This is a genomic window from Arthrobacter sp. Ld5 (genome assembly GCF_051172775.1).
In the GTDB taxonomy this organism is placed as follows: domain Bacteria; phylum Actinomycetota; class Actinomycetes; order Actinomycetales; family Micrococcaceae; genus Arthrobacter_D.
In genome coordinates this window covers 1-24,443 of sequence record NZ_JBPKBO010000024.1, presented here as the reverse complement: position 1 = coordinate 24,443, position 24,443 = coordinate 1, and the positions used below count along the sequence as shown (strand labels likewise).

32 protein-coding genes are annotated in these 24,443 nt (G+C 67.2%); 12 read left to right on the top strand and 20 right to left on the bottom strand.

The features are described from left to right. Positions 1-7: 7 nt before the first annotated feature. Entirely contained in the window at positions 8-784 is a 777-nt protein-coding gene (map, locus tag ACSGDB_RS13030) for a type I methionyl aminopeptidase (RefSeq protein ID WP_434995247.1), read from the bottom strand. A gap of 67 nt (positions 785-851) precedes the next feature. Here map and ACSGDB_RS13025 point away from each other — a divergent pair, with 67 nt between their 5' ends. After that, entirely contained in the window at positions 852-1,151 is a 300-nt protein-coding gene (locus tag ACSGDB_RS13025) for a helix-turn-helix domain-containing protein (RefSeq protein ID WP_434995245.1), read from the top strand. Between the two features lie 61 nt (positions 1,152-1,212). Here ACSGDB_RS13025 and ACSGDB_RS13020 read toward each other — a convergent pair whose 3' ends face one another. Beyond that, on the bottom strand, positions 1,213-2,325 hold the full coding sequence (locus ACSGDB_RS13020) for an NAD(P)/FAD-dependent oxidoreductase (RefSeq protein ID WP_434995243.1): 1,113 nt from the start codon (positions 2,323-2,325) through the stop codon (positions 1,213-1,215). A 91-nt stretch (positions 2,326-2,416) separates the two neighbouring features. Here ACSGDB_RS13020 and ACSGDB_RS13015 point away from each other — a divergent pair, with 91 nt between their 5' ends. From ACSGDB_RS13015 to ACSGDB_RS13005, 3 genes are all read left to right on the top strand, one after another. After that, a complete protein-coding gene (locus tag ACSGDB_RS13015) occupies positions 2,417-3,001 on the top strand; it encodes a helix-turn-helix domain-containing protein (RefSeq protein WP_434995241.1) in 585 nt (194 codons plus the stop codon). A 110-nt stretch (positions 3,002-3,111) separates the two neighbouring features. Further along, entirely contained in the window at positions 3,112-3,459 is a 348-nt protein-coding gene (locus tag ACSGDB_RS13010) for an ArsR/SmtB family transcription factor (RefSeq protein WP_434995239.1), read from the top strand. An 8-nt stretch (positions 3,460-3,467) separates the two neighbouring features. Then, positions 3,468-4,361 (top strand): cation transporter, encoded by an 894-nt coding sequence (locus ACSGDB_RS13005; protein ID WP_434995979.1) that lies wholly within the window; start codon positions 3,468-3,470, stop codon positions 4,359-4,361. A 99-nt stretch (positions 4,362-4,460) separates the two neighbouring features. Here the strand turns inward: ACSGDB_RS13005 and ACSGDB_RS13000 are convergent, their stop codons facing one another. The 6 genes from ACSGDB_RS13000 to ACSGDB_RS12975 form a co-directional block, all read right to left on the bottom strand. Beyond that, on the bottom strand, positions 4,461-4,715 hold the full coding sequence (locus tag ACSGDB_RS13000; RefSeq protein ID WP_434995238.1) for a hypothetical protein: 255 nt from the start codon (positions 4,713-4,715) through the stop codon (positions 4,461-4,463). A gap of 60 nt (positions 4,716-4,775) precedes the next feature. Next, positions 4,776-5,294 (bottom strand): GAF and ANTAR domain-containing protein, encoded by a 519-nt coding sequence (locus ACSGDB_RS12995; protein WP_434995237.1) that lies wholly within the window; start codon positions 5,292-5,294, stop codon positions 4,776-4,778. A 224-nt stretch (positions 5,295-5,518) separates the two neighbouring features. Beyond that, positions 5,519-5,791, bottom strand: coding sequence for a hypothetical protein (locus ACSGDB_RS12990; protein WP_434995236.1), 273 nt, complete (start codon positions 5,789-5,791; stop codon positions 5,519-5,521). Positions 5,792-5,885: 94 nt separating this feature from the next. Then, positions 5,886-6,440: a GNAT family N-acetyltransferase gene (locus ACSGDB_RS12985; protein ID WP_434995235.1), complete on the bottom strand. Its 555-nt coding sequence runs from the start codon at positions 6,438-6,440 to the stop codon at positions 5,886-5,888. Between the two features lie 30 nt (positions 6,441-6,470). Beyond that, on the bottom strand, positions 6,471-7,073 hold the full coding sequence (locus tag ACSGDB_RS12980; protein ID WP_434995234.1) for a response regulator transcription factor: 603 nt from the start codon (positions 7,071-7,073) through the stop codon (positions 6,471-6,473). Next, positions 7,070-8,410, bottom strand: a complete 1,341-nt coding sequence (locus ACSGDB_RS12975) for a sensor histidine kinase (protein ID WP_434995231.1) — start codon at positions 8,408-8,410, stop codon at positions 7,070-7,072. Before ACSGDB_RS12975 ends, ACSGDB_RS12980 begins: the two co-directional genes overlap by 4 nt. Before the next feature lie 113 nt (positions 8,411-8,523). Here ACSGDB_RS12975 and ACSGDB_RS12970 point away from each other — a divergent pair, with 113 nt between their 5' ends. Both ACSGDB_RS12970 and ACSGDB_RS12965 read left to right on the top strand, forming a co-directional pair. Further along, positions 8,524-9,528: an ABC transporter ATP-binding protein gene (locus ACSGDB_RS12970; protein WP_434995229.1), complete on the top strand. Its 1,005-nt coding sequence runs from the start codon at positions 8,524-8,526 to the stop codon at positions 9,526-9,528. Between the two features lie 37 nt (positions 9,529-9,565). Next, entirely contained in the window at positions 9,566-10,342 is a 777-nt protein-coding gene (locus tag ACSGDB_RS12965) for a hypothetical protein (protein ID WP_434995227.1), read from the top strand. 130 nt (positions 10,343-10,472) lie between these two features. Here ACSGDB_RS12965 and ACSGDB_RS12960 read toward each other — a convergent pair whose 3' ends face one another. Next, complete coding sequence (locus ACSGDB_RS12960) at positions 10,473-10,766, bottom strand: DUF4287 domain-containing protein (protein ID WP_434995226.1); 294 nt, start codon at positions 10,764-10,766, stop codon at positions 10,473-10,475. Between the two features lie 185 nt (positions 10,767-10,951). Between ACSGDB_RS12960 and ACSGDB_RS12955 the strand changes: the two genes are divergently transcribed. Then, complete coding sequence (locus ACSGDB_RS12955; protein WP_434995225.1) at positions 10,952-12,115, top strand: glycoside hydrolase family 26 protein; 1,164 nt, start codon at positions 10,952-10,954, stop codon at positions 12,113-12,115. 123 nt (positions 12,116-12,238) lie between these two features. Here the strand turns inward: ACSGDB_RS12955 and ACSGDB_RS12950 are convergent, their stop codons facing one another. The 3 genes from ACSGDB_RS12950 to ACSGDB_RS12940 all read right to left on the bottom strand — a co-directional run bounded on the left by ACSGDB_RS12950 (position 12,239) and on the right by ACSGDB_RS12940 (position 14,767). Then, positions 12,239-12,691 carry a VOC family protein gene (locus ACSGDB_RS12950; protein ID WP_434995223.1) on the bottom strand — a complete coding sequence of 151 codons (453 nt, stop codon included), beginning with the start codon at positions 12,689-12,691 and terminating at the stop codon, positions 12,239-12,241. Between the two features lie 239 nt (positions 12,692-12,930). Continuing rightward, on the bottom strand, positions 12,931-13,293 hold the full coding sequence (locus ACSGDB_RS12945) for a DUF2200 domain-containing protein (RefSeq protein ID WP_434995222.1): 363 nt from the start codon (positions 13,291-13,293) through the stop codon (positions 12,931-12,933). Positions 13,294-13,750: 457 nt separating this feature from the next. Further along, positions 13,751-14,767, bottom strand: a complete 1,017-nt coding sequence (locus ACSGDB_RS12940; protein ID WP_434995220.1) for a CPBP family intramembrane glutamic endopeptidase — start codon at positions 14,765-14,767, stop codon at positions 13,751-13,753. 142 nt (positions 14,768-14,909) lie between these two features. Between ACSGDB_RS12940 and ACSGDB_RS12935 the strand changes: the two genes are divergently transcribed. Then, complete coding sequence (locus ACSGDB_RS12935; protein WP_434995219.1) at positions 14,910-16,154, top strand: sensor histidine kinase; 1,245 nt, start codon at positions 14,910-14,912, stop codon at positions 16,152-16,154. Then, on the top strand, positions 16,142-16,813 hold the full coding sequence (locus ACSGDB_RS12930; protein ID WP_434995218.1) for a response regulator: 672 nt from the start codon (positions 16,142-16,144) through the stop codon (positions 16,811-16,813). Before ACSGDB_RS12935 ends, ACSGDB_RS12930 begins: the two co-directional genes overlap by 13 nt. A gap of 135 nt (positions 16,814-16,948) precedes the next feature. Here ACSGDB_RS12930 and ACSGDB_RS12925 read toward each other — a convergent pair whose 3' ends face one another. Next, positions 16,949-17,695, bottom strand: a complete 747-nt coding sequence (locus tag ACSGDB_RS12925) for a DUF998 domain-containing protein (protein WP_434995217.1) — start codon at positions 17,693-17,695, stop codon at positions 16,949-16,951. A gap of 52 nt (positions 17,696-17,747) precedes the next feature. On the opposite strand from ACSGDB_RS12925, the gene ACSGDB_RS12920 reads away from it, so the two are divergent. After that, positions 17,748-18,353 (top strand): TetR/AcrR family transcriptional regulator, encoded by a 606-nt coding sequence (locus ACSGDB_RS12920; protein WP_434995216.1) that lies wholly within the window; start codon positions 17,748-17,750, stop codon positions 18,351-18,353. A gap of 118 nt (positions 18,354-18,471) precedes the next feature. Here the strand turns inward: ACSGDB_RS12920 and ACSGDB_RS12915 are convergent, their stop codons facing one another. The 5 genes from ACSGDB_RS12915 to ACSGDB_RS12895 form a co-directional block, all read right to left on the bottom strand. Next, complete coding sequence (locus tag ACSGDB_RS12915; RefSeq protein ID WP_434995215.1) at positions 18,472-18,798, bottom strand: transcriptional regulator; 327 nt, start codon at positions 18,796-18,798, stop codon at positions 18,472-18,474. Then, the gene (locus ACSGDB_RS12910; protein ID WP_434995214.1) at positions 18,767-19,234 is read right to left on the bottom strand and encodes a hypothetical protein; all 468 of its coding nucleotides are present in this window, start codon (positions 19,232-19,234) and stop codon (positions 18,767-18,769) included. Before ACSGDB_RS12910 ends, ACSGDB_RS12915 begins: the two co-directional genes overlap by 32 nt. 636 nt (positions 19,235-19,870) lie before the next feature. Beyond that, a complete protein-coding gene (locus ACSGDB_RS12905) occupies positions 19,871-21,241 on the bottom strand; it encodes an APC family permease (protein WP_434995213.1) in 1,371 nt (456 codons plus the stop codon). An 83-nt stretch (positions 21,242-21,324) separates the two neighbouring features. Next, a complete protein-coding gene (locus ACSGDB_RS12900; RefSeq protein WP_434995212.1) occupies positions 21,325-21,591 on the bottom strand; it encodes a YrhK family protein in 267 nt (88 codons plus the stop codon). Positions 21,592-21,653: 62 nt separating this feature from the next. Then, positions 21,654-22,085, bottom strand: coding sequence for a hypothetical protein (locus ACSGDB_RS12895; RefSeq protein ID WP_434995211.1), 432 nt, complete (start codon positions 22,083-22,085; stop codon positions 21,654-21,656). 460 nt (positions 22,086-22,545) lie between these two features. On the opposite strand from ACSGDB_RS12895, the gene ACSGDB_RS12890 reads away from it, so the two are divergent. Beyond that, positions 22,546-23,079 carry a hypothetical protein gene (locus tag ACSGDB_RS12890; protein ID WP_434995210.1) on the top strand — a complete coding sequence of 178 codons (534 nt, stop codon included), beginning with the start codon at positions 22,546-22,548 and terminating at the stop codon, positions 23,077-23,079. Positions 23,080-23,247: 168 nt separating this feature from the next. Further along, positions 23,248-23,778: a hypothetical protein gene (locus ACSGDB_RS12885; RefSeq protein WP_434995209.1), complete on the top strand. Its 531-nt coding sequence runs from the start codon at positions 23,248-23,250 to the stop codon at positions 23,776-23,778. 111 nt (positions 23,779-23,889) lie between these two features. Here the strand turns inward: ACSGDB_RS12885 and ACSGDB_RS12880 are convergent, their stop codons facing one another. Together ACSGDB_RS12880 and ACSGDB_RS12875 are read right to left on the bottom strand one after the other, a co-directional pair. Further along, positions 23,890-24,093 carry a hypothetical protein gene (locus ACSGDB_RS12880; RefSeq protein ID WP_434995208.1) on the bottom strand — a complete coding sequence of 68 codons (204 nt, stop codon included), beginning with the start codon at positions 24,091-24,093 and terminating at the stop codon, positions 23,890-23,892. Positions 24,094-24,208: 115 nt separating this feature from the next. Further along, positions 24,209-24,443 (bottom strand): hypothetical protein (locus ACSGDB_RS12875; protein WP_434995207.1); only part of this gene is annotated, 235 nt, incomplete at its 5' end.

Sequence of the window (24,443 nt, the reverse complement as noted above, 5' to 3'; positions counted from 1 at the left end):
CCCTTCCTCAGTCTCGCGTGGGGAGGGTGAGGATCTCGGCTCCGTCGGTCGTGATGGCGATCGTGTGCTCGCTGTGCGCGGTACGGCATCCCGTCGCGCTGCGAAGCGTCCACCCATCGGGATCGGTGACGAGCTCGGCTGTGTCCGCCATGACCCAGGGCTCGAGGGCCAGGAGAAGGCCCGGGCGTAACGTGAAGCCGCGGCCCGGCCGGCCCGTATTGGTGATGTGGGGGTCCTGGTGCATGGTCGATCCGATGCCGTGACCGCCGAACTCGGTGTTGATCGGATAGCCCGCCGCGCTGAGAACCACGCCGATGGCGTGGGAGATGTCGCCTGTGCGAGCCCCCGGCATTGCGGCCGCGATACCGGCGCTCAGCGCCCGTTCGGTTGCATCGATCATCGCAAGGCTCTCTGCCGGTGCAGAGGTGCCCACGATGAAACTGATGGCTGCGTCCGCAGCGATCCCCCGCAGTGAGACGGCGAGGTCCAGTGTCAGCAGATCACCGTCAGCGAGGGTGTAATCGTGAGGCCGTCCGTGAAGGACGGCGTCGTTCACCCCTGTGCAGATGTAGTGCCCGAACGGCCCCCGCCCGAAAGGCGGCGCGTAGTCGACATAGCAGGACTGCGCGCCCGCCTCGACGATCATGTCCCGGGTCCACCGATCGAGGTCCAGAAGGTTCGTGCCTACGGTGCTGCGGGTCTTCATGGTCTGGAGGATGTTCGCCACAAGTGCCCCCGTGTCTCTCGCCCGGGAAACCTCCGCGGGAGTCAGAATCTCGATCACAGAAGCATGCCTCTCTCATTGACCAATTGTTATACCGGTAAGACTATCCCGGTATTATAATCGTGTCATGGTCAGACTGCCTCACACTCCTGCCGACATCGAGCGCGGGGAACGACTCGGCGCACTCCTGCGGCGCACCAGGGCGGATCGTTCCATTCTTCACATCGCCTTGGCAGCAGGTGTGTCGCCGGAGACCCTTCGAAAGATCGAGACCGGGCGGGTGGCGACTCCGGCGTTCTCGACGATCGCCGCAGTCGCCGACGTCCTCGGTCTCTCCCTCGATGCCCTGTGGGCCGAAGTCAACACCCCGGAAAGCGACGATTCTGTGGGGTCGGATCAGAAACTGAGCGCGAGGTTGGCCTCGTGACCTACGTATTCCACCAGCTCCACGGATGACCAGCCGGCCTCCGTCCTAGCAGCCGCGCCGCTCAACCAGCACCGCGTACCTCTTCCCGACGCTTCGACCCGGTGGACGCGGAGGCGCCCATGGCCGAACCGTCGTCCATCCCATGGCGCCGGACACCGAGGACGCGCTCCGAGACGCCGGCCTCGGACGATGCCGAGAAGGGTCCGCGGTATCCATCGAGGGCCCAGGCGGTCTCCTCGGCGACCAGGTCGGCGTTGATCGCTGCACCTGCGATGGTGCCTTCGGCGGCGGCGACGACCACCTGGGCAGAGAGATTCGAGACATTACCCGCGACGTATACCCCGGGTACCGCGGTGGACCCCATCGGCCCCTGGGCGATCGAGTGTCCCATGCCGGACGGGTGATCCTGGGGCTCGAGACCCAGCGGTTCGAGCAGACCCCCGCGGGCCTCCATCCGCGTCCCGACGGCGAGGGCATCCAGGTCGAAGGTCCGCCCTCCCCGCAGTGTCAGCCCGGTCAGGACCCCGTCCAGCTGGTCGACGGAGGCGACCGCGCCGTCCACCACCCGGACCGACCGGGCGGCCAGGGTGTCCCACTCCTCGTTCGTCGGGGTCACCGTGTCATTGAGGAACAGCGTGATGTGCTCCGACCACTGCCGGAACAGGAGCGTCTGGTGGATGGACATCGGGCCCGTCCCGAGGACGCCGATGCGCTGCGCGCGGATTTCGTACCCGTGGCAGTTCGGGCAGTGCACGACGCCGGACCCCCACTGCTCGCGCAGACCGGGAATCGCCGGCATTTCGTCCGCGAGGCCCGTAGCGAGGAGCAGGCGCCGCCCGATGACGGTCCGCCCGTCGGCGAGGAGCGCCGAGAATCCGTCGGCGACGCGCCGGACCTGCGTGGCCTCGGCGCGGACGAGCGTCGCTCCGTAGGTTTCGGCTTCGGCGCGACCGGCTGCGAGCAGCGCCGCGGGGCCGATGCCCTCGCGGGTCAGGAACCCGTGGACGCCCTGGGCGGGGGCATTGCGCGGTTGCCCCGAGTCGAGGACGACGACGGAGCGGAGGGCGCGGCCCAGCGTGACCGCTGCGCTGAGGCCCGCGGGTCCACCGCCGATGACGACGACGTCGTACCGCTCCCGCAGGGTGTGATGAAGGGTGTGATCAAGGGGTGGCATGGTGGTTCTCCTTCTGGTGTGGCGATGCTCCAGCTTCGGATGACTCCCACACAAACGGCAATCTATCTTGCCGGTATGGCAAGATTGGATCATGACTGCAGACCTGGAAGCGGTGCTCGATGCCGTCGGCCCCCGCCTCCGCGCCCTGAGGGTGCAGCGCAGCCTCACGCTCGGCGATGTGTCCTCGGCGTCCGGGATCTCCGTGAGCACGCTGTCACGGCTGGAATCCGGCCGACGGCGCCCGAACCTCGAGATCCTCCTGCCAATCGCTCGGGTGTACGGGGTACCGCTCGACGATCTCGTCGGAGCCCCGCCGACCGGCGACCCCCGTATCCACCTCCGCCCCATCGAGTACCACGGGGTCACCGCCATCCCACTCACGCGCCGTCCCGGGGGCATGCAGGCGTTCAAGATGGTGCTCGACGGGAAGGCGCGCGGCACCGAACCGGATCCGCAGATCCATGAGGGCTACGAGTGGCTGTACATCCTCAATGGCTCCCTCCACCTCGTCCTCGGCGCCAACGACTTCGTGCTCGGGCCGGGCGAGGCTGCCGAGTTCGACACCCGCACCCCCCACTGGTTCGCGAGTGCGGACGGGAAGCCCGTGGAGTTCATCAGCCTCTTCGGGCGGCAGGGCGAGCGGATGCACGTCAGGGCTCGGCCGAAGCGCACCTAGGCGTGTGACTGACGGAGGTCTATGACAGGGGTGGCGAGCAACGCGCCCTGCGGCCTCAGTGGTACCTCGAACTCCTTCGGTTGGTACACGGGAATCTGTACTGTTGGGGGATGGACACTCTTACTCATCACTCGGTGCTTGCCCTGTTCGGGTACGCCTTGTCGGATCCGGTGCGGGCTCGGGTCCTGTTGGCGCTGCGGGACGCACCGTCGTACCCGGGTGAGCTGGCCGAACTGGCTGGGGTGAGCAAGCAGCGTCTATCGAATCACCTGACCTGCCTGCGGGGTTGTGGGCTGGTCGTCGCCGTTCCTGAGGGTCGGCGGGTACGGTACGAGCTCGCGGACCGGAAGCTCGGTGACGCCCTGACCGCGCTGCTCGACGTCGTGGTCGTCAGCGAGGCCGAGTGCTGCTGCACCGCCCGGGAGAACCATGTCGACGGGAAGGTCTGTTGTGGATGAGCACTCCTATGTCACCCGCACCGGTGCCGTTGGCGCCCTCGACCCCGGTTCCAAGCACAGAGCGGCGTGCGGTCCTGTCCCGGCGGATCCGACTCTTCGTCGCCGCCACGATCACCTACAACATCGTGGAAGCCGCGGTCGCGATCAGCGCCGGCATTGTGGCGTCCTCGAGTGCCTTGATCGGCTTCGGGCTGGACTCGATCGTCGAGGTGCTGTCCGCGGCAGCCGTGGCCTGGCAGTTCGCCGGCCGCGATCCGGAAGGCCGAGAGAAGACCGCACTACGGCTGATCGCGTTCTCCTTCTTCGGTCTGGCCGCGTTCGTGACCGTCGACGCCGTCCGCACCCTGCTCGGTGCGTCCGAACCCCAGCACTCGCTGGTGGGCATCGTCCTGGCGGCGGTGAGCCTGGCGGTCATGCCTGTCCTGTCGTGGGCACAGCGCCGGGCCGGCCGGGAGCTCGGGTCACGCTCCGCCGTTGCGGACTCCAAGCAGACCCTGTTGTGCACCTACCTGTCCGGTGTCCTGCTGGTCGGTCTGCTGCTCAACAGCACCCTCGGCTGGTTCTGGGCCGACCCGATGGCCGCCCTCGTCATCGCCGCCGTCGCCATCAGGGAAGGCCTCGAAGCGTGGAGGGGTGACTCCTGCTGCGCACCATCGTCCGCATACCTCGACGCCGACAAGAGCGGTGACACGGGCGGGAGCACCGTGAGTGGTGGCGCGGGCTCGTGCTGCAGCAACGACGCCGTGACAGGCCCAGCGGTGACTCCCTCGAGAGCCCCTGAGGGAGCTTCGCGACTCGGCCTGACGTCACGCCCCGCCGAGCACAGCGCTACCACGAGCACTACAGAAGACGCAGCATCGAGAACAGCTGACGCGTCCTGCGCCTGCTGCACACACGGCTAGGGCCTTCGAGCAGCGTTCTGTTGCTGAGGGTTCGTGGCAGTGTCGATGCTGTTGCGTCGTGGGGTGCCGCGGCCGTCTCTGACCCGGAGTGGTGCTGCGTCAGGGGGCGGTGTCTTCCTGGGAGGCGTCGAGGTCGTACTCGGCGGTGGTCCCGTTCGTGCTGTAGGGCGCCATGAGGCGCGGGGGGAGTTCGTCGATCAGTTCGTTGACGGCGTGGGCAACGAGGTCGCGTTCATGCGTGGGCAGTTCTATTGATCCGTTGAGGTAGGCGTCGATCTCGAACTCGCCGGCGGTGCCGGTGAAGCTGAAGTAGCGCAGCCAGACGGAATGGAGGGGCAGCGCGGACTCTTCCATGGCCTCCCGGGTAGCTCGGGCTTGCGCATGAGGGTTTTCAATGGCCTCCATGGGTGGCTCCTACTGGTCGGTCATTCCGCTGACGATTTCCCTCGCAACAGCGTCCAGAGGCTTGTTTTCTCCGCGGGAGGCGGAGAGCAGGGCTGCCAGGGATTCCTCCGGGCTGAGATTCATCCGCTCGATCAGCACCCCTTGCGCCCTGGAGATCATGTCCCGGTTGGCGAGGGCTTCCACCAAATCGGAGTTCAGCCGCTGGGCTGCTTCCCGGTCCCAGATGTTCCCGAGCAGGACGGCCGCGGGTGCGGCCAACCGCTCGATGAGGAAGACCACCGCAGGGTCATCGAAAGCGTCGGCGTCGGGGGAGTACACCTTGATGGCGCCGATGTGCCTCCCGTCGGTGGTCAGGGGGGGGGCGCTCAGGACGGAGCGCAGGGGCAGGCCCTTCACGGACGCGATCCACTTCGGCCAGCGGGTCTCCTGCCGGGTGTCCCGAATGATGATGGGGCGCTGCTCCGCCCAGGCGCTCAGGCATGGTCCCTGGCCGAGCGTGTACTGAAGTTTGTCCGCCTGCAGCACCATGGGGTCGGTGGCCCCCGCACTGTCCCGCCGTCCAACATGCTCCGATCGGCTCCGAGGCCGGTCCGTTCCCTTGAGCCCGGATCATTCGGAGACGAGGTGGGCCGGCCCGGGGCGGACCCATGGCAGCGTACGCGCTCGTGCTGGTCGAGTCGTCGAGCGAGACACTTGTCCTGTCCTGAGGACAAGTGCGACGTCCTCTTCGGTCAGGAAAACCGCAAGGCCGCTCAGCCTTCCCGGCGGTTCCGTGGCCGGGCGTACCGGCCGGCGAGGTCAGTCAGGGCGAGCGTAGTGATGATGATCGATACCGCCATGGCGGCCAGGACGATATAGAGCCCGGTGAGCAGCGCCATGAATGAACTCGCATCGGCCAGGTATCTGATCTCGCCGATTCCTCCGACCGCCCAGAACACGGTTACGGCGATGACCGCGATGATGGACGGCAGCGCCCCCCGATTGTCCTTGAGCCAGTCATTGCTCTGCGCTTTGTCGGTCCCCATGAGTGCCATGGTCCACGCCCCGCTGACACGATCACTAGGGACTAACGACACGGACCGGGATGGTCGAAGTGGGTTCCGGCTGAAGATGTGAGCGTTAGGGGCGATCGATGCGGTACACGTAGTGCAAGGGGTCGTCCACCGGGTTATCCGGAGACATGGGCCCTTCGGCGATCCGCTGCAGCCCCGCCTTCTCAAGAGCCCGCCACGAGGCCCTATTCGCGGCCACCACGGCGACAAGCACAGCGGGGGCGGCCGGGTAATCGCTCCAGGTGCTCTGGACCGCGTGGGCGAGCATCCGTGAGCCGAGCCCGCGACCGCGCAACGCGGGATCAGCGATGAGGTAGTCGAGTTCGACGGCGCCCTCCGGTACGTCGACGAGCGTCTGGAACTCGGCACGGTCCTCGGGGTAGTCGTGGATCACTGAGCGCTGCAGCAGCCCGAAGGGGCGGCCGCTGAGCGACACGATCAGGTCCTCTCCTGGTTCCTCGCCCCGCACGCTCGGTCCGAAGTCACGCTCGACGGCCTGAATCGTGTGCTCGTGGTTCCACCACCGCGAGACTTGCGGCTCACCCAACCACTCGGCCAGTAGGGCGAGGTCGGCGTCAGCCAACGGACGCCAGGTCAGAAGACCGTCATCGATCTCTCCCATACCAATAGTGTAAGGAGAGTGCCGGGTACCTCAGATCCAGCCCTGTTCCCAGGCCAACGTTGCGGCCTCGTGGCGTGAGGTCGTGTCGAGCTTGGTGATCGCGGAGGACACGTAGTTTCGGACCGTGCCCGGGGCCAGGTGCAGCTCACGGGCGATCGTCTGCAGGCTGGCGCCGTGCCGGCTGTGGCGCAGGACATCCAGTTCTCGGCTGGTGAGCGGGCATGATTCGCCGGAGAGGGCGCTGGCCGCGATGTCCGGGTCGACGTAGCGGCGGCCTGCGGCGACTTCCCGGATGACGTTCGCCAGCTGGTCGGCGGGGGTGGATTTCGGGACGAAGCCGGACACCCTGCTCGCCAGCGCGCGGCGCAGCACGCCGGGCCTGGCGTGCCGGGTGACGATCACCACGCGCGTGGCGACCGTCCGGAGGATTTCCTCCGCTGTGTAGATGCCGTCGGTTGGTGGCATCTCGAGGTCCAGAACGCACACGTCGGGGGCGTACTCCTTCGCGAGGCGCACGGCGTCGGTCCCGTTGTCCGTGCTCGCCACCACCTCGATGTCCGGTTCCAGCCCCAGCAACGCCACAAGTGCGCCGCGGATGAGGTGCTCGTCATCGGCGAGGACCACCCTGATCACAGCCGGCTCCCGCGGAGATCCGACGCGTCTTTGAGGGTTCCGTTGGAAAGCGTGCCCACGTCCGCTGGAACGACGAAGGACGTGCTGTCCCCCGGAGCCGAGGGCCCGGGCGTGCGGGCGGTGAGCTGGAAGAGGCCGTCGTCCGACCGGGCCTCGATGCTTCCGCCGATGGCTTCGAACCGCCGGCGGAGCCCGTCGATGCCGGACCCATCCGGTCGGGTGTCGGCGTCGCTGCGCATGCCGTCGTTGGTCACGGTCAGGACGGGCCGGTGGCCGGCGCGGGCGAGGCGGAGGGTGACGGTGGTCGCCTCGCTGTGGCGGAGAACGTTGGTGGTGGCTTCACGGATCACGAGGCCGAACAGGGTCCTTTCCTCGGGCGGCAGCGCTCCGGCGTCGACCTCCACCGAGCATTCGATGCCCGCGGCGCGGAGGACTTCTGCGGCATTGGCCGCCTCGGCGGCGAGGGACACCGTGCGGTACCCGTGCACGAGGGCGCGGGTGTCCTCGAGTGCGGTCCGGGCCAGTTGCTGCGCCTCGGTGATGTGGACACGGGCCGCCTCGGGATCGACGTCGAGCAGTCGGCTTGCGAGTTCCGTCTTCAGCGCGATCACCTGAAGGTGGTGACCCTGGATGTCGTGCAGGTCCGCGGCGAACCGCAACCGCTCCTTGGTGACAGCGAGCTCGCCGGAGGTGCGGCGGCTGTCATCGAGGCGCAGCACGATGTCCCACCACCAGATGCTCGCCACGAACAGCGCTGGCGTCATCAGCGCCCAGACCGCCAGGGCGTATACGGGGCCTCCCTCCCAGGACGATCCGCCGATGCTCTGCCCGAGCAGGAGGCCGAGCGGACCGTGCGCGAGGAGGACGGCCAGTCCGACGCCGAGGATGGCCCACCGGGCGCGTCGGTCGACGACGACGGCCACCGCGTTGCACGCCAGCCAGAGCGGGACGGCCGCTACCCACAGGGTGTGCGCCTCAGCGAGCCCGACGAACCAGAGCACACCAGCCGGCAGCAGCAGCCCCAGGCTGTAGTGGCGGGCCGGGAGTCCACCACCCAGCCCGGTTCTGAAGAACCAGCAGTAGCGCATCAACGCTACCGCGGACGCCGACGCGAGCAGGAGGATCACGAGATCGAGCACTTGCGTGCCGTCCTGGCCGGCATCGAGCATGAGCAGGGTCGCGATCGTGCTCATGAACAGGGCCCACGCCGCGGTGGTCCCGACGGTGTAGCGCCAGGTCGCACGGACCCCACGGCCCATCTCCGGTACAGCCTTGATGCCCTGGTCCTTCGTCGTCTCCCGGTCCCGGGTCCTGCCTCGAGCAGTCAGAAGCGCCATGCTTCCCATCGTAGATGGATGACATTTGTCACGGTCCCGAGGTGGGAACCACAGCGTGGGGTGGTGACGGGCGGCCACTGACGCCTGCCGGGCCGGCTGGTGAGGATTGAACCATGACCACATCACCGAGCACCCAGGCATTCCCGTCCAGGCGCGGACATCGAACCGCTGATGGAGCGCCGGCCGACACCATCGCGGTCTCGGCCGAGGGCTTACGCTGCGCCTACGGCTCGTACGAGGCCGTCCGTGGCATCGACCTGTCCATCCGGAACGGAGAGTTCTTCGCCCTGCTCGGCACCAACGGTGCAGGCAAGACCACCACCATGGAGACCCTCGAGGGGCACCGTCCGGCGACCTCCGGTCGGGTGTCGGTGCTGGGCGGCGACCCCCACCGGGACAGGGCCTCGATCCGGCCCCGCCTCGGGATCATGCTGCAGGAGGCCGGGTTCGCCGACGACCTCACCGTCGAGGAGACCTGCCGCCTCTGGCTCCGCCTCTCGGCGGCCCCGCGGTCCAGGAGTCAGGCCCAGACCATCGCCACCGGACTGGAGGTCCTCGACCTCACGGCGAAGGCGACCACGCGCGTCAAGATGCTCTCGGGCGGCCAGCGGCGCCGCCTCGACCTGCTCCTCGCAACCGCCAACGAACCGGACCTCTTGTTCCTCGACGAACCGACCACGGGCCTCGACCCGGAGTCCCGGGAACGGACCTGGGATCTCGTCCAGGGCCTGAACGACGCCGGGACCACGGTGGTCCTCACCACCCACTACCTCGAGGAGGCGGAACGCTATGCGGACCGCCTCGCGATCATGCACGACGGCCGGATCGCCGTGGAAGGCACCCTTCCGGAGGTGCTGGGGCGTGAACCGTCGGTGATCTCCTTCGAGGTGGAGGCGTCCGTCGACGTCCTGCAGCTCGGAAGCCTCGGGCTGTCCCCCGATTTCACTCCGACCCCCGACCGGACCCGGGCGAGCGTGCACTCCATGGACCTCCAGCAGGATCTCTGGACGCTCCTGTCCTGGGCGGAAGGCAACCGCATCCGTCTGGACCGCCTGTCCGCCTCGGAGGCCTCGCTCGCCGCGGTCTTCCGCCGGGTCAGCAACGGCGATGCAGCCTAGCCCCCTCCGATCCGCCAGCCTCCGACAGGAAGATCCCATGAGCACCCTCGCGCAGAGCCCTCAGACCACTCCCCGCAGTCCCTCAGCCGCAAGCCGCATCACCTCCATCGCCCTCATGGAGCTGCGCATCATCTTCCGGAACAAGACGGTGCTCGCCGGTGCCGTCCTCATGCCGATCGCCATGGCCGTGTACTTCTTCTACTTCGGCGCGGAGCAGATGGTTGATCCTTCATCGACGGCGGTCATGGCGGGCTTGACCCTCATGGCCGTCGCCCTGCTCGGCGTGTACCTGACGGCGACGACGACGATGGCGACACGGCGCGAGGAGCTTTTCCTGAAGCGGCTGCGCAGCGGTGAGTCCTCCGACGCCGTCATCTGGCTCGGCATGCTGGTACCGATCGTCGCCCTCGTCGCCGGGCAGCTGGCCGTCATCGCAGTCGGGTTCGGCATGGCGGGGATGGACGCTCCCGCACGGCCGCTCGTGGTGCTCGGCGCCGTCCTCGGCTTCCTCGCCCTCTGCGCGACGGCGGGCATGCTCACGAGCATCTACACGCCGTCCGCTGCGGCCGCGCAGATCACCACCCTCCCCTTCTTCGCGGTGGTCTTCGCGTCCTTCTTCTGGACCGCCTTCGACGACGGCTTCGAGACCTTGTCCCGGCTGACCCCGGGCGGTGCCCTGCAGGCCCTTCTCATGACCGGATGGGGCGCCACCGACCTGGACCTGACGGTGGCGGGCGCCGCCGCCGCTCTCCTGGCCTGGATCGTGGTGCCCTACCTGATCGCTGCAAGCCGCTTCCGGTGGGAGAAGCGCTGAACCCCGGGTACGACGAAGCCCGTCGCCCGGCGTCGGGCTTCCAGGGCTGCTTTCTCAGGGGCGCGGGTTCGAGGTGGCGCCGGGAGCCGGTGTGGTGGGTACGGGGTATGCCGTGCCGAGTGTAGGTCGGTCAGTATCCCTCGGGTTTTGTGGCGACACCCTCCAGCCACAGGTGATCCTTGGCGTCGCTGTGGCTGTTCGCCGTGCCGACGTGTTTGGTGCCGATGCTGTTGCCTTTCGTGATGACGTGAACGATGGCCATGCCGTGGCCTCGTCCGAGTCCGTAGTCCTCCGACAGCCAGGTGAGGATGGGCGCTGCCTTGGTTCCGGGGCCGAAGCCGCGCTCATGCGCGATCTCGATCAGCCGGCGCGGGGTGAGCCCCGTCTTCTTCTCGACCGCGTCGAGGTAGGCCTGGAACGACATCGATGTCCCCTTTCTTCAAGCCAGTGTGGCGCTTCCGGTGGGAGTTCGCCAGCCGATCCCTGCGGCGGAGCACATTCCCTGGACGACCGGCCCCCGGGGTCTGTGGGGTCAGCGTTGTCGCAGGAGTGGGTGAAGTTCCGCCCAGTATCGGCGGGTGGGCGAGGCGTTGCCCGTACATTGGGGGCGTGGTCTCAACCGTCGCGCGCCTGATCATGGTGCTTCTCGTCCTGTTCCTGTGCGCCTGCAACATCAATCCCAGGGCCGCTTCCTGCGAACCCATCGACGGGCGGAGCCTCGCCCCGGAGGACGGGACGCTGATGGGCGTGAACCTGGAATGGGGCAGGGAGACCCTCGCCGAGTACTCGGAGAAGCTTGGGGAGCGTCCCGCGGTCGCCGTGACGTTCGCGGACTTCCCGTTCGATGAGGAGGATCCGGACCTGATCGCGTCTGCCGCGGAGCAGGTGCGGCAGGACGGCGGGATCCTGCTGCTCACCCTCGAGCCGATGGGGGGACTCGAGGCGGTCACCGGGGACCACGCGAAGGACCTCGCCGGCATGCTCGCGGATTTCAACGTCAACGGCGTCCCGGTCATCGTGCGTTTCGCCCACGAGATGAACGGGTCCTGGTACCCGTGGGGCCAGCAACCCGCCGAGTACATCGCGGCGTTCCGCCGGGTCGCGGACGCCGTGCACGCGGTGGCGCCGGGGTCGGCGATGATGTGGGCGCCGAACTACGCCGGCGGTTACCCGTTCGCGGGCGGTCAGTACGAGTCCGTGCCCGCAATGCCCGGGTTCGCAGCATTGGACACCACCGGGGACGGGGCCCTGACTCCCTCCGATGACCCGTACGCCCCCTACTATCCGGGCGACGACGTCGTGGACTGGGTGGGCATGTCCCTCTACCACTGGGGCAACACCTACCCCTGGGCGGAGAGCGAGATGCCGGAGGCCGGCAAATTCGTGGACCAGCTCACCGGCACCTACAACGGGAAGAACGGGGACGATTCCATGCTGCCGGACTTCTACGCCGAGTACGCCGTCGGCCACGGCAAACCCGTGGCCATCCCGGAGACGGCCTCCCTCGTGCAGGCCGACATCGGCGAGTTGCGGGCCCTGAACATCAAGCGCGCCTGGTGGGAGCAGGTCTTCGACTCCACCGTGCACGAGCGGTTCCCGCAACTGAAGATGGTCAACTGGTTCGAGTGGAACAAGATGGAACCCGAGGTCGGTGCGCCCGTGGACTGGACCGTCCTGGAGGACCCCGCCATCCGATCCGAATTCACCCGGGCACTACCGAACTGGTATCGCTTCGCCCCGGGCCCCGCTGCCTGCGGAGAACCACTCGCCTGAACACATACCCACCCCCACCGCCGCAGGGAATCCGCCATGGAAGATTCCTCAGCGGACGGTCGGGTCCCGGCGTTCCTTGTTGGGGGCCAGCCGTTTGCGATGCGTCAGCCGAGGGGATGCGGCTCAGCTATGCGTCGTGTTCTTCCGGATCTCCTCCATGCTCAGCTCCGGTGCGCCGCCGGCCGCCGCCTTCGGGTCCATCCACACGAAGTCCCAGTGGTGGCCGTCCGGGTCGTCGAAGCTCTTCGAGTACATGAAGCCGTGGTCTTGCTCCCCGGCGGGCGTCGCGCCCGCTGCGAGGGCCTTCGCGTGAATGTCGTCGACCTCTTCTTTGCTCTCAGCGCTGAGGGCGAGCTGGACCTCGGTTGAGGTGGTGGCGTCGATGATCGACTTGCTGGTGAATTCGGCGAAGAACTCTCGCGTGAGGAGCATCGTGGTGATCGTGTCGCTCATTACCACGCTGACGGCATTCTCGTCGCTGAAGCCCTCGTTGATGGAGTACCCGAGCGATTCGAAGAACGTTCGGGATCGCGCGAGGTCATCTACGGCCAGGTTGATGAAGATCGTGGTGGGCATTGGAACGACCCTTCTCTTGGGGCGCCGGTGGCCCGCCGCCACCGATCGTCACTGCATGATGGTGAGGGCACGGCAGCATTGTCAACCGATTGAGAGCAGCGGTGTGGTTCGGCCGGGGCCCGCGATCCTCAGTTTCTGGGACCTTCTTCAGCTGTGTGCGATCATTTCCGCCTGATGCGATTCGACCACATATGGCCTCCGCTGGGGAATCTGTCAGCGGGCGAGTGGCGGGGCAGGGGTCAGCATCGCAGGATCTTCTCGGTGGTCTTGCCTCGGGCCAGTTCATCGACCAGTTTGTCGAGATAGCGGACTTTCTGCATCACGGGGTCTTCGATGTCTTCGACCCGCACTCCGCACACGACGCCGGTAATCAGTGGGGCGTTGGAGTTCAGGTGTGCGTCGGCGAAAAACGCCTCGAACGAGGTCTCCTGCGCCAAGTGACGCTCGAGGTCGGCGTCGGTGAAGCCGGTCAACCACGTGATGACCTGGTGCAGCTCGGCTTTCGTTCGGCCTTTTCTTTCCACTTTCGCGACGTAGTGGGGATACACGGCAGAAAACGGCATGCGGTAGACCCGGGTCAGGGTCTTCTCGTCCGTCTTCATGCGGGAATCTTACCGTCGGTCGGCGAATTCGGTTCGGCGTCGGGGGTTTGTTTCTCTCCGTTATTGCTCGAGCGCGGCTCGTAGGAGGTCAATGGCTCTCGGTCCAACTCCGTGAAGGCCCGCGAGGTGGTCAAGACCGATGCGCTGTGCATCATCGAGGCGTACCTCCGCCTCCGCCAGGGCTCTGGCGGCTGGAGCGCCGATGGCTGGAAGAGGTCGCAGTGCGTCCATGGCGTGAAGAATACGCTCCTCTGACCGCCCTGCCGATAGGTGTCTTGAGCACGCGTCGACACCCTCGCGTACCCGTCAATTTGCCCACGCCACTCCGATGCCTCGATCAGGACCAGAGACTGTCTCGCAACCAAGCTCCGAGTCACGAATTGCCAGCCCCACTTGAAAGACATGGCAGCAAGACGGGCGAGGATCAGGCGGGAGAGGGGTGTTGTCGGGTCCGTTGTCAGGCGTGCGGGCCGGGGGCGGGGACGCACCACCAGGTGCGGCGTCGGGTGATGAGCGCCGTGTAGGTCAACGTCAGCCCGATCGAGAGTGCGACCGATGCCGGGGGGATGTCGGTGGCGTTGAGGTCGGTGAGGCCGACCGCGCCGAAGCCGAAGGCGAGGCAGTTGCCGATGATGTGCAGGCCGATGGCGGCCTCGAGGCCTCCGGTGCGCCAGGTCAGCCAGCCGGCGGCGACGGCGAAGACGGCGATGTCTACTTGTGCGACCCAGCCGTACTCGTGGCCCAGGACGAACAGGGGCACCGGTAGCAGGATGGCCCAGGCCGGGTGCCGCAGCCAGGACCCGATGGTCTGCATGAGGACGCCGCGGAACACGTATTCCTCGGCGGCGGCCTGGAACGGCACGACGAGGAACGCCACTGCGAGCATCCAGCCGCTGCGTTGGGTCCAGATGGCCGTCGCCCCCGCTGTGCCAGCGCCGGTGAAGGCCATGTCGGTGAAGGTCACGCCGAGGGTGAGCATCAGGTGCAGTCCCGTGGCCATGCCCAGGCAGCGTGCCAGCAGCCCCCAGCGCAGTCGCCCGCGGGCCGAGGACACCGACCCCGCCGGTCGCCATCCGCCGATACGTACCCCGACCAGCGCCGCCGGAAGGCCGATCGCCAGCATCAGCAGGGTCAGCAGTGCCGCGACGGGGTTGTTCATGTCCAGGAGGGCTGATGGGTCCATGGCTGCGTCGATGCCGGCGCCGAGCGCGGGGTCGATGGCGGAGGCGATCAGGGCTGCCACCACGAGGGCGAGCAGCAGCAGGCCGTACGTCACTGCTGCGACGGCGAGTGTCAGCAGGGGCCGCCACCACCGGTAGGAGGGGTATGAGCGGGCCAGCCGGTGATACGGCAGGACCGTAGCCGTATCGGTGCCGGCGGAGGGACGGGGGCATTGTCCCGTCAATGCCATAACGGCCGCGGCAGGCGCAGCGGTGGTGTGGAGGATGGAGGCGGGGGAGTGGGGTGTGCTCATGGGTTCAGCGTGGTCGCAGGCGGTACGGCCCGGTATCGGTCATCGGTGCACTCCACGGTCCGGGAGGATGAATCCGGGTTCATCCTCCCGGACGACAGTCACGGTGTCCGCTTGTTCATAGGCTGGGGGAATGATGACCTGGTTGCGCCGTCCGTTCTGGCGTCTCGGCGGCACGCTGACGGTGGCGCTGCTGGCCGGACTGCTGATTCTCGTGCTGGTGCGTGGTAGCTCCTTGCCGGAGGATCCTGCTGCGGTGCCGGAGGCCGACGCCTTGCGCCTGTCGTTACTGCTGTTCGGGGACCTGGTGGCCGGTCTGCTCGCGGTGGCTGTCCTCCCGTTCGCGGTGCGGCCCCTGGACGGCGGCCGGGACGTGCCCGGTAAGGGTAACGGTGACAGTGCCCGGGCCGGGGATTCGCGCTGGGCGCTGGCGGCCGGGGTCGTGGTAGTGGCCACCACGGGAGTGTCGACCATGGCGGTCCCGGCCAGTCTGATCGTGCTGGTCTCCTTCGCCTCCCGTCGCCCCGTCAGCTGGTTCGCGGCGAGCACGGCGATGCTGACCTTGGCGGCCTGGGTGAACATGGCTGTGGTGGAACCCGGGGACCCGGTCCCGCTGTGGGCGCTGCTGCTCCTGGCGCTGGGCGTGGCCGGCGTGGCGGGTCTGATCGGTGTCGCCCGGCGCTCCCGCCGTGCCCTGGTGCACTCGTTGCGGCTGGAAGCGGCCGGTGCCCGCCGTGAGCGTGATGCGCATATCGAGCAGGTGCGCGCGGCCGAGCGCACCCGGATAGCCCGGGAGATGCACGATACCCTCTCGCACCGGCTGAGTCTGATCTCCGTGCACGCCGGGGCCCTGGAGTACCGTCCCGATCTCGATGCCGAGACAGTTCACCGGACCTCACGGGTGCTGCGCGAAACGGCGCGCACCGCCTCCCAGGAGCTGCGCACCGTGCTGACGGTGCTGCGCGAGGACGGGCAGGGATCCTCTCCCGACCCCGGCCTGCCGGCACTCGAGGACCTCGTCGTCGCCGCCCGTGCCGCCGGAACCGCCGTCGAGCTCGGCGGAAACCTGACCGAGGAAGCCGGGCCGGTGCCCGCGGTGACGTCGCGCGCCCTGTACCGGATCACTCAGGAATGCCTGACGAACGCACGCAAGCACGCCCCGGGGCAACCGGTGCGGATCGGGGTGCACGGAAACCTACGCGAGGGCATCACATTGACCGTCACCAACCCGCTCTCCGCGGCAAACACGTCGGGGCAGGATTCGGGGACCGGTCAGGGGTTCGGGCTGATCGGTGTGGCGGAACGGGTGGAGCTGCTCGAGGGGCGGCTGCGCCTCGAATCCACGGCCGGCGCCTTCATGGTGACAGCATGGCTTCCATGGCAGAACTGACCGGCACGATCCGGGTCCTCCTCGTCGACGACGAGTCTCTCATGCGCACCGGGCTGCGGCTGATCCTCGACGGCGCCGCCGGCATCGACGTCGTCGGCGAGGCCGCCGACGGCGCCGACGCGGTGCGCCAGGCGTCCCGACTGGCCCCGGATCTTGTCCTCACCGACATCCGCATGCCCGTCTGCGACGGGATCGACGCCACCCGGCGACTGCGCCACGCCGCGACCTCTCCCCGGGTTCTCGTACTCACCGCCTTCGACACCGATGACTTCATCCTCGATGCCCTGGACGCCGGCGCCGACGGGTTCCTCCTCAAGGACACGCCGCCCGACGAGCTCGTCCACGCGGTCCGGCAGGCTGCGGCCGGCACCATGACGATCGCACCATCGGTGCTGCGCCGGCTCGTCAGCGTCGCCACCCGCCGCGGACACCGCACCACCACCGTCGATCCGCTGGCCGGCCTCAGCGACCGCGAACACGAAGTCGCCGAACGGGTCGCCGAGGGCCTGTCCAACGCCCAGATCGCCCAGGACCTGTTCCTGTCCGTCCCGACCGTCAAAACCCACATCGGACGGATCTTCACCAAACTCGGCATCGACAGCCGCGTGCTCCTGGCAATCCGGGTCCTCGAGAGCCGCCAGAACTCCTCCGCACGGTGATCCGGTCCGTTCACCGGGTGGTGCCGCTGAGCACCCGGACGTGGCCCGACGGACGGGATCACCCGGTTCTTGCTGGCGCCCTCCGCCGGTTGCCTGGTAGGAGCCGATGAGGGGGCTGAGGGGGACAGGCCGTGGTTACGGGTTCGCCGGGCTGATCGGGGTGAGGGGCTCGGGGGTGGTGCGCCGGGGGTCCGGCGCGGAGCCGTCGTTCCGGGGTGCAGTGCTGCGGTGGACGCCCAGTGGTGTGGTGAGGAGGATCAGGCCCAGTGCTGCGCCCCACAGGGTGAGTGTGTCGAAGGCGAGGCGCTCGGTGATGCCGAGGCCTAGGACTAGTGATGGTCCGCCGCTGATGGCGTCGATGAACAGCACGAATCCGGCAATCGACGCTACGAGGCACGTCCAGGTGAGGATGGAGGCGCGCCGTGGCGCGGTGCTGCCTCTGAGCACGGTCGCGAGGAGGAGCATCCCGGCCCATTGGGCTGCGGCTTGGGCCAGGGCAGCCGCGTCGTGACCCTCGGGCTGCACATCCCAGGGCAGGATCCCGACCACCGCCACGAGAAGGCCGCCCACCAGAAGGAAGAACATCGCGGCGCGTCCGGTCCGTCGCCTCGGCCACACGGACCAGAGGAAGACCGCTCCCGCGGCCAGTAGCAGGCCGTTGGCGACGGTCGCGCCGTTGGCCAGAAGGTGCGCGGGGGAGCAGATGTATCGCTCGACGCGGGTGCCGGCGTCGGAGATGCCGCAGGAGGTCACCCCGAGATCGCTGATGAGGTTCGCTGACCACGAGTACGGGCGCGGCCACAGCGCGGCGGCAAGTATCTGCGCCGGGAACGTCAGCAGGCAAAGAACCCAGAGCGTGGCGCCCCAGCGCAGTCGTGTCATGCCGGAAGCATACAATACGAACGTATTGTTCCGGTGCGGGTAGCCTCGGTTCATGACCTCCGCGGGCGCGCAGCGCATTCTGACAGCCGTGCAGGACATCCTGGTCGAGCGGGGCATTGAGGACGTGACGATCCGCAACGTCGCCACGGCCGCAGGCCTCTCGGTCGGTGCAGTGCAGCATCACCACAGAACGAAGGACGACCTGATCATGGCGGCCATGGACGAGGTCTCCAGGAATTTCATCGAGCGCGTGCAATCGGTTCTGGACCCAGGGGTGCCGGCGCGGCAGAGCCTGGGCGCGGTGTGCAGGATACTGGGCGGCGTGGACGATGAGTCCAGGACTTCGTCGGTCATCTGGCTGGCGTACGCCGCGAAGGCGACCACCAGCAGCGCAGTCGCAGGCGCCCATCAGACGTCCTGGTGCCTGATGGAGGAAGCAGTGACCACGCTGCTCCAACGGTGGAATCCGAGCCTCACCCGTGATGACGCCGCCGGCCTCATGGCACTGCTCGATGGACTGGCCATCGCCAGGGCCACCGAAACCGACCGCATGACCGCGGATCGGGCCCAGCGACTCATCGACCAACACCTCAGCAGGCTCGAACCCGCCTCCCCCTGGGCCAAGCCGGCAGGGCAGGGGCGGGTAGCGCAGAGATGACTTGAGTTGATGGGGGTTGCGGCTGCGTGAGGGTTGCACCGAGCATCCTGTCCCATGCGTCCGGGCACGTCCCCGACGCTCATGCGCGGGTCAGTGCAGGGTTTCTGGTCGGGGCGCGTCAGGGGGCGCCGGCGATGTCCCGCAACGCTTGGAGGTGCCCGTCGAACGCTGCCCTGCCGGCCGGGGAGAGGGAGAGCCACATGACGCGCCGTGCGTCTCCTCGTTCCGCGGATGCCGTCTTGTCGGAGACCACGTAACCGGCTGCGACCAGGGTCTTCACGTGCTTGGACAGGCTGGCGTCCGAAACCTCCAGGGCATCCCGGAGTACCGCGAAGTCGAGGCGGTCGACGGGTCGCAGGAGCCCGCAGATCCGCAACCGCATCGGTGCGTGGATGACGTCGTCAAAGCGCGCCTCACCCACGGCGAAGGTTCCGGGCGGCGCCACGATACGCCACCCCCGCCAGCCACGTCGTAAGACCGAACGCCTTGGCGCTGGTGAGGATCACGGCCCAGTGCAGACCGAAGGACACCAGAGCCAGCGAGATACTGAACAACATCAGGCAGCCGGCCACGATCCCGGCCACAGCCACCCCGGCCTGCGGGCCCATGCTCCGGAACCGGATGCCGGTCTCCCGCTGGATCAGATAGACGATCACGAGCACCACCGCCAGCGCCAGGAGACCTGCCGCCGGCGGCTCGTAGTCCTCCCCGGGAGTTGTCCCGGCAGCTGCGCCGACCCACCACGCCGCCACCGCCCCGAACCCCGCCAGAAGCGCCCAGGGAACCCGGATGCCCTCTGCGAGTCGGGCCCGATCGGCCGAAAGCCCGCGCAAGGCATCCACGGCTTCACCACGGGACGGCCCCTGTGAGTTAGTTTCCATGACGGAAAGACTAAGTCTTTCTTTCCATGATGGCAACAGACGTGGTGGCGAGAGACCAGCGCGAGAACCTGCAGAGGCGGTCTGCACCAGCTCGTCCCTGAGTGGCGCCGGGTACGCTCAGCGGGCTGCGGGTTCCGTTCAGGGTGAGGGGATGGCTGTGATGGGGGATGCGCTTGGGGCTGATGGTCTGTTGGTCGGGCACGGCGACACTCACCTGCAATGATGTGCGCTCCACCTCCACTGTCGTAACGCTTTCATCAACGGCCGGGCACGGCGTCGTCGTCCGGACTGCCGGCCGGGGATCGTGGGTGACCAGGACGATCGTCGTACCTGCATCGGCGTGGGTTCCAGATACGGCGGGACAGCCCATCGGGCATCACCGGGTTCAGACACGGGACACGGACCCTCCGCCGTGGCCGACCGGGTACCACCATTGAACGTCTCTTGCCCACCGATCCGGAGTCCTGATGAGGATGGTCCTGCCCCGGGCTAAGTTCTCATGCACCAGCGATGTGCCCTGGACTTTTGCCTTCAGTGCCCTGACCGGCGGCGCTTCCGTGGAAGCAGGTTCCTGGACGAGGGCGTTTCGGCCAACCTCGCACGCCGCAATATGAGCCCCGTTGCTGGGGACCCCGATCAAGAGTGCTCGGGCGTTCCATGCGGGCTGCGGCGGCGCATTAGAACCCACTGGACGGTGATGAGGATGACGGCAGTGACTGCGGTGATGGCCAGGGTGAGCGGGTCGGATTGCGCCTTGAGGATCAGGAACGGAACCAGGACGGCCAGGTCCAAAAGGATCGCGACGACCGGGACCCAGGGTTTCACCTCGATGTCGTGTCGGAGGTGCCGGATGATGCCCCAGTGGATGGCGATATCCATGGCGAGGTAGAGGATCGCTCCGAGGGAGGCGATCTGGGAGAGGTCGAAGAATGCGGCCATGACGATCGCCAGCCCCGCCGTGATGAGCAGCGACTGGTGCGTGGTGTGGTGTGGAAGGCCCGGTGCCTGACCCATGTCGTGGAGCATGTCGTAGAGCTTGGACACGGAGAACAGGCTCGCGATCAAGCCGGAGAGTGTGGCGATGACCGCGATGATGACCGTCAGTGTCACCCCGAGGGACCCGAAGGCCGGTTCGGCGGCCTCCGCTAGGGCGTAGTCCCGGGCCTCGACGATCTCGGGGATGGTGAGGCTACCGGTGACGGCCACGGTGATCAGGAGATACAGCGCGGTGCACAGACTGATCGCGATCATGATTGATCGTCCGATGTTGCGTTCCGGCCTCCGGAGGTCGGCGCCCTGATTCGTGATCGTGGTGAAGCCCTTGTAGGCGAGGATGCAGAGGGTGACACCGGCCAGGAAACCGAGCCACCCGGATTCGGGCGGCGTTTGCTCGGACGCCGTGAAGAGCCTGCCCAGGGATGACATTCCGGAGGCGAGGAGCCCGCCGATGGCCAGGACCGCGATCCCGATGATCTTCAGGGATGCGGTGATTGTTGCCGAGCGTTCCACCCACTTGTTGCCGACCAGGTTCACGATCGCCGCCGCCGCGATCGCCAGGACGGCCAGGATCCCCACCAGGAGGGCGGAGTCCTGCAGCCCGAAGGGCCTGAGCAGGTAGGTGCCGAAGGTCCGTCCGAGCAGGCTCTCGGCGAGAATCATCGACACATACATGAACAGCGAGAAGGAGCCTGCGATCACCCAGGGGCCGTAGGCGGCCTTGAGCAGCATCGCGATTCCGCCGGAGGACGGGTTCGCTGCCGAATAGCGGATGTAGGAGTAGGAGCTGAAGCCGACGACGACCGCTCCGGCGAAGAACGCCCACGGGACCCAGCCGCCGGCCAGTTCCGCGACCTGCCCGACGAGGGCGAAGATACCCGCGCCGATCATGACGCCCGTACCGAGGGCGACAGATCCGACGAGGGAGAGCTTCTGGTCGTCACGGTCGTCGGCGTGTTCATCCGACGTGTGTGTCTTCGCATGGTCTGACCGGGGGTTCGTTGTCATCATGCTGACCTTCCTGCATCCCGCCGGATGCGTTCGTCGTCGAATCGGCGGGTCCGTCGAGCCGGGTGGCTCGGGACCGGCGGAGTTCAGTAGTCGTTGGAGTTGGCCGTCCTCGATACCGAGGTGATGTGGATGCTCCTGCTCAGGCGGATGACAGGTCGGATCAGCAGTTCGATGGATCCTGCGAGGAACAGCCACGTCCCTGCGGTCGCGGTGCTTTCGTTGAAGAACAGGAGGCTGCCGACGATGAACCAGACGGCGATCAGGACGTCGTTGAGGATCGAGAGCGTCTCGTACCGGTTGTGGAGGATGAGCTCCCTACCGCCCAGGTTCAGATCCAGGTCTTTCCCCATCAGGGTCTCCTCTCCAACGTCGTGTTTTCCCGCCAGCCGGTGCAGGACGAACGGCCGACGCGTCAGTCAGGAAGGTATGGCTCATAGCGCTCGAGGGTGCCGTCCATGACGGGGATCTGAAGATCTGTCGTTTCGTCGGCGGTGGCGGCCGTGACTGTGGTGAGGGCTCCCGGTGCGTCGCCTACGGTGTCGAAGATGACTTCGTTCGTGTCGAGAGGGAACTGGCCTTCGGCCGGCACCGTGATCGTCGCTTCTTCGTCGTCGTCACTGATGGTGACGTCGATGGTTTCCCCTGATTCGTTGTTGAAGGTTCCGAGGAGTCGCCCGGGTTGTCCTTCTTCCGATGCAACCAGAAGGACGCTGCGTAGCTCGACGGATCCGACAACACCGTCTTCGCCGGAGGCGATGGCATCCCAGTCCTCCTCCGCGCTGGACGAGCAGCCGGTGAGGCCAAGGACGCTGAGGATGGTGATCGAAGCGGTGGCCCCGGTCATCCTGAATCGGCTGTTGTGAGTGCTTGGTGAGGGAGGCATTGCGATCTCCAATTCGATTCGTCGGGCTGCTGGGGTGGGCTCTCGCTGCGTGTCGGGAAGGTCGTGCCGCAGTTCGATACCGGACGGGCCTACTGACGACGGTATGCAGATTCAACCGCCGGCGACAACCGGTACCACCTGGACGTGGGGTACCCGCTGCTGCTTGCGTTTACCGCCGTTCCGAGGTGGTCAGCGACCGGCGGTATCAGGTTTTTCTCAGGTCGTGTCGGCCGGGCAACGGGACGGACACGGTTCCGTAACGCCCCTCGGGGCTCGGTCACAGGCGGGTTACGAGACCTTCCGGGCGGTTGGAGATCGGCTTCTAAGCATGCTTACCGTTGAGGCAGGCGTAGAACACAACCCAACCGCACAGAAGGGCCGGAAGGCGCCGCCGGACCCCACCTGATCCTGAGGAGGAGTCATGGGAACAATGACCAAGAGCACGTGGATGAAGAAGGCAGCAGCCCTGGCGATCGCACCGGCGGCAGTCCTGTCCGTCGCGGCGTGCAGCGACACGGCCGGTTCCGAGCAGGGCGCCGACGTCGAGGACGTCAACGAAGCAGCCGAGGAGGACAACGAGCAGGTCGCCGAGGGCGACGACGCCTACGTCGGCGTCTACGACCAGGCGTGGTACGACGACAGCGAGTCTTACATCGGCGAGGAAGTAACCCTGTCCGCGGATGTGAACGAGGTCATCGATCCCACGGCGTTCACGATCGCCGGGACCGACGACACCACGGTCGACGAGCTCTTGATCGTGCACCCGGAGGACCTGCCCGAGGTCAGCACCGAGCTGACGGTCGCCGTCACCGGCACCGTGAAGGAGGGCTTCGACCTCGTCACCGTCGAGGAGGACCTCGGCGTCGACCTCGACGACGCACTCTACGAGGACTGGGACGGCAAGACCTACGTCCACGCCACCGAGATCGACGACTCCGTCGCCTCCGACACCTAAACGCCCCTTCCGCACGAGCCGGTAACACCGCACGAACCGCGTTGCGGCTGCGGCCAACCGGTCTTGATCTTCCTGCCCCTGACGGTGTCTGCGGGGGATGCTTGAGTAGCCGGTCCCCCGGCGTCGATCTGCCGTTTCTTCTCGGCCACCCTCACAGGAGCCTTGCTGATGCTGATCGCGACGACACAGGTGGCGGAACGATCGACGCTCCCCTCCGCAATACGGTCGGGCATGCCGCCGAGGTCAGTTATCACGCGGGCATCGTCGACGATCATCACAGCGGTGGTCACGGCCGTGCTGCTGGGAGGGTGCGGCAGCGCGCCTTCCCAGCAGGGCATCGGCCGTGGAACGCAGGTGGCAATGGGCCAGGTCCAGGGAGTCGACCTGAAACTGGTGACTGAAGCAGCGGGTGAACCGGCCCGGATCCTGGGCACCCTGATCAATACAGGAACGACCCCCGTTGAAGTTGTGCTGCGCGATGGCGATGACACCGCCACACTGACCATTGAAGCCGAGGACACCTTCCGGTTCGCGGAGAATCCGACGATTTTCACTACGACGGACGGTGGCATCGGAGACACGGTGTCGATGCTCATCAGCGTCCCGGTCACTGCCAGCGAGGAAGCCGCTGCAGTGCCCGTATACGAGGGTGATCTCGGAGGCTACTACGACCGGACGCCTCAGGCCCCTGAATCCTGACCACCAGCACCATGCGCTCAACTACCGGAACGGCAGTCATCCATGCGAGATCGCATGGGTGACTTCGCCGCCTGCTCTCGCCGTTGGCGGGGCGGCCTCATGGTGTTCGGGCTACTGAGGTTGGCCGGGTGCGGCACCCCGGAGGCCGCCGACACGCAGTCCTCCTGCGCCGACCAGCAGGTAGGCGTGGTCGGCCTGCGGGACATTGTTCTCGTCACCACGAACGAGGGTGGCAGGCAGAATGCTGGGGTCAGTCGTCAATGACTCCACGGCACCCGTCGAGGTGATGATCAGCGACGACGACGATTCGCTCACCGTCGTCGTTCCGGCCCATGGGAGCTACTCGTTCGCCGCACTGAAGCCTGGGCGCCTCGATTCAGCGCCAGAGCGAGGCCGGAGAGGGCGCCACCCGCAACGCCTGATCCCCGTGCTACTCCGCGGCTGTATCCGTGCCGATGTCCTTGGGTCGGTTGGCGCCGCTCAGTATCGCCTCCGTCGGAGGGGTGAACGGGTCGCCGACGTGCATGCCTGGGATCTGGCGCATGAAGGCGGCCCAGGAGGGGGCTGCGATGAGGGAGCCGTCGACTTCGGGGTAGATCTTGCCGCCGATCCTCAGGCCGCTGAGGGAGGTGTTGCCTTCCTTCCAGTTCCCGATCCAGCTGGCG

Coding starts and splice junctions, on each gene's coding strand:
- ACSGDB_RS13025 (WP_434995245.1), top strand. CDS start 852: ATGGTCAGACTGCCTCACACTCCTGCCGACATCGAGCGCGGGGAACGA.
- ACSGDB_RS13020 (WP_434995243.1), bottom strand. CDS start 2,325: ATGCCACCCCTTGATCACACCCTTCATCACACCCTGCGGGAGCGGTAC.
- ACSGDB_RS13015 (WP_434995241.1), top strand. CDS start 2,417: ATGACTGCAGACCTGGAAGCGGTGCTCGATGCCGTCGGCCCCCGCCTC.
- ACSGDB_RS13010 (WP_434995239.1), top strand. CDS start 3,112: ATGGACACTCTTACTCATCACTCGGTGCTTGCCCTGTTCGGGTACGCC.
- ACSGDB_RS13005 (WP_434995979.1), top strand. CDS start 3,468: ATGTCACCCGCACCGGTGCCGTTGGCGCCCTCGACCCCGGTTCCAAGC.
- ACSGDB_RS13000 (WP_434995238.1), bottom strand. CDS start 4,715: ATGGAAGAGTCCGCGCTGCCCCTCCATTCCGTCTGGCTGCGCTACTTC.
- ACSGDB_RS12995 (WP_434995237.1), bottom strand. CDS start 5,294: ATGGTGCTGCAGGCGGACAAACTTCAGTACACGCTCGGCCAGGGACCA.
- ACSGDB_RS12990 (WP_434995236.1), bottom strand. CDS start 5,791: ATGGGGACCGACAAAGCGCAGAGCAATGACTGGCTCAAGGACAATCGG.
- ACSGDB_RS12985 (WP_434995235.1), bottom strand. CDS start 6,440: ATGGGAGAGATCGATGACGGTCTTCTGACCTGGCGTCCGTTGGCTGAC.
- ACSGDB_RS12975 (WP_434995231.1), bottom strand. CDS start 8,410: ATGGCGCTTCTGACTGCTCGAGGCAGGACCCGGGACCGGGAGACGACG.
- ACSGDB_RS12970 (WP_434995229.1), top strand. CDS start 8,524: ATGACCACATCACCGAGCACCCAGGCATTCCCGTCCAGGCGCGGACAT.
- ACSGDB_RS12965 (WP_434995227.1), top strand. CDS start 9,566: ATGAGCACCCTCGCGCAGAGCCCTCAGACCACTCCCCGCAGTCCCTCA.
- ACSGDB_RS12960 (WP_434995226.1), bottom strand. CDS start 10,766: ATGTCGTTCCAGGCCTACCTCGACGCGGTCGAGAAGAAGACGGGGCTC.
- ACSGDB_RS12950 (WP_434995223.1), bottom strand. CDS start 12,691: ATGCCCACCACGATCTTCATCAACCTGGCCGTAGATGACCTCGCGCGA.
- ACSGDB_RS12945 (WP_434995222.1), bottom strand. CDS start 13,293: ATGAAGACGGACGAGAAGACCCTGACCCGGGTCTACCGCATGCCGTTT.
- ACSGDB_RS12940 (WP_434995220.1), bottom strand. CDS start 14,767: ATGAGCACACCCCACTCCCCCGCCTCCATCCTCCACACCACCGCTGCG.
- ACSGDB_RS12930 (WP_434995218.1), top strand. CDS start 16,142: ATGGCAGAACTGACCGGCACGATCCGGGTCCTCCTCGTCGACGACGAG.
- ACSGDB_RS12925 (WP_434995217.1), bottom strand. CDS start 17,695: ATGACACGACTGCGCTGGGGCGCCACGCTCTGGGTTCTTTGCCTGCTG.
- ACSGDB_RS12920 (WP_434995216.1), top strand. CDS start 17,748: ATGACCTCCGCGGGCGCGCAGCGCATTCTGACAGCCGTGCAGGACATC.
- ACSGDB_RS12910 (WP_434995214.1), bottom strand. CDS start 19,234: ATGGAAACTAACTCACAGGGGCCGTCCCGTGGTGAAGCCGTGGATGCC.
- ACSGDB_RS12905 (WP_434995213.1), bottom strand. CDS start 21,241: ATGATGACAACGAACCCCCGGTCAGACCATGCGAAGACACACACGTCG.
- ACSGDB_RS12900 (WP_434995212.1), bottom strand. CDS start 21,591: ATGGGGAAAGACCTGGATCTGAACCTGGGCGGTAGGGAGCTCATCCTC.
- ACSGDB_RS12895 (WP_434995211.1), bottom strand. CDS start 22,085: ATGACCGGGGCCACCGCTTCGATCACCATCCTCAGCGTCCTTGGCCTC.
- ACSGDB_RS12890 (WP_434995210.1), top strand. CDS start 22,546: ATGGGAACAATGACCAAGAGCACGTGGATGAAGAAGGCAGCAGCCCTG.
- ACSGDB_RS12885 (WP_434995209.1), top strand. CDS start 23,248: ATGCTGATCGCGACGACACAGGTGGCGGAACGATCGACGCTCCCCTCC.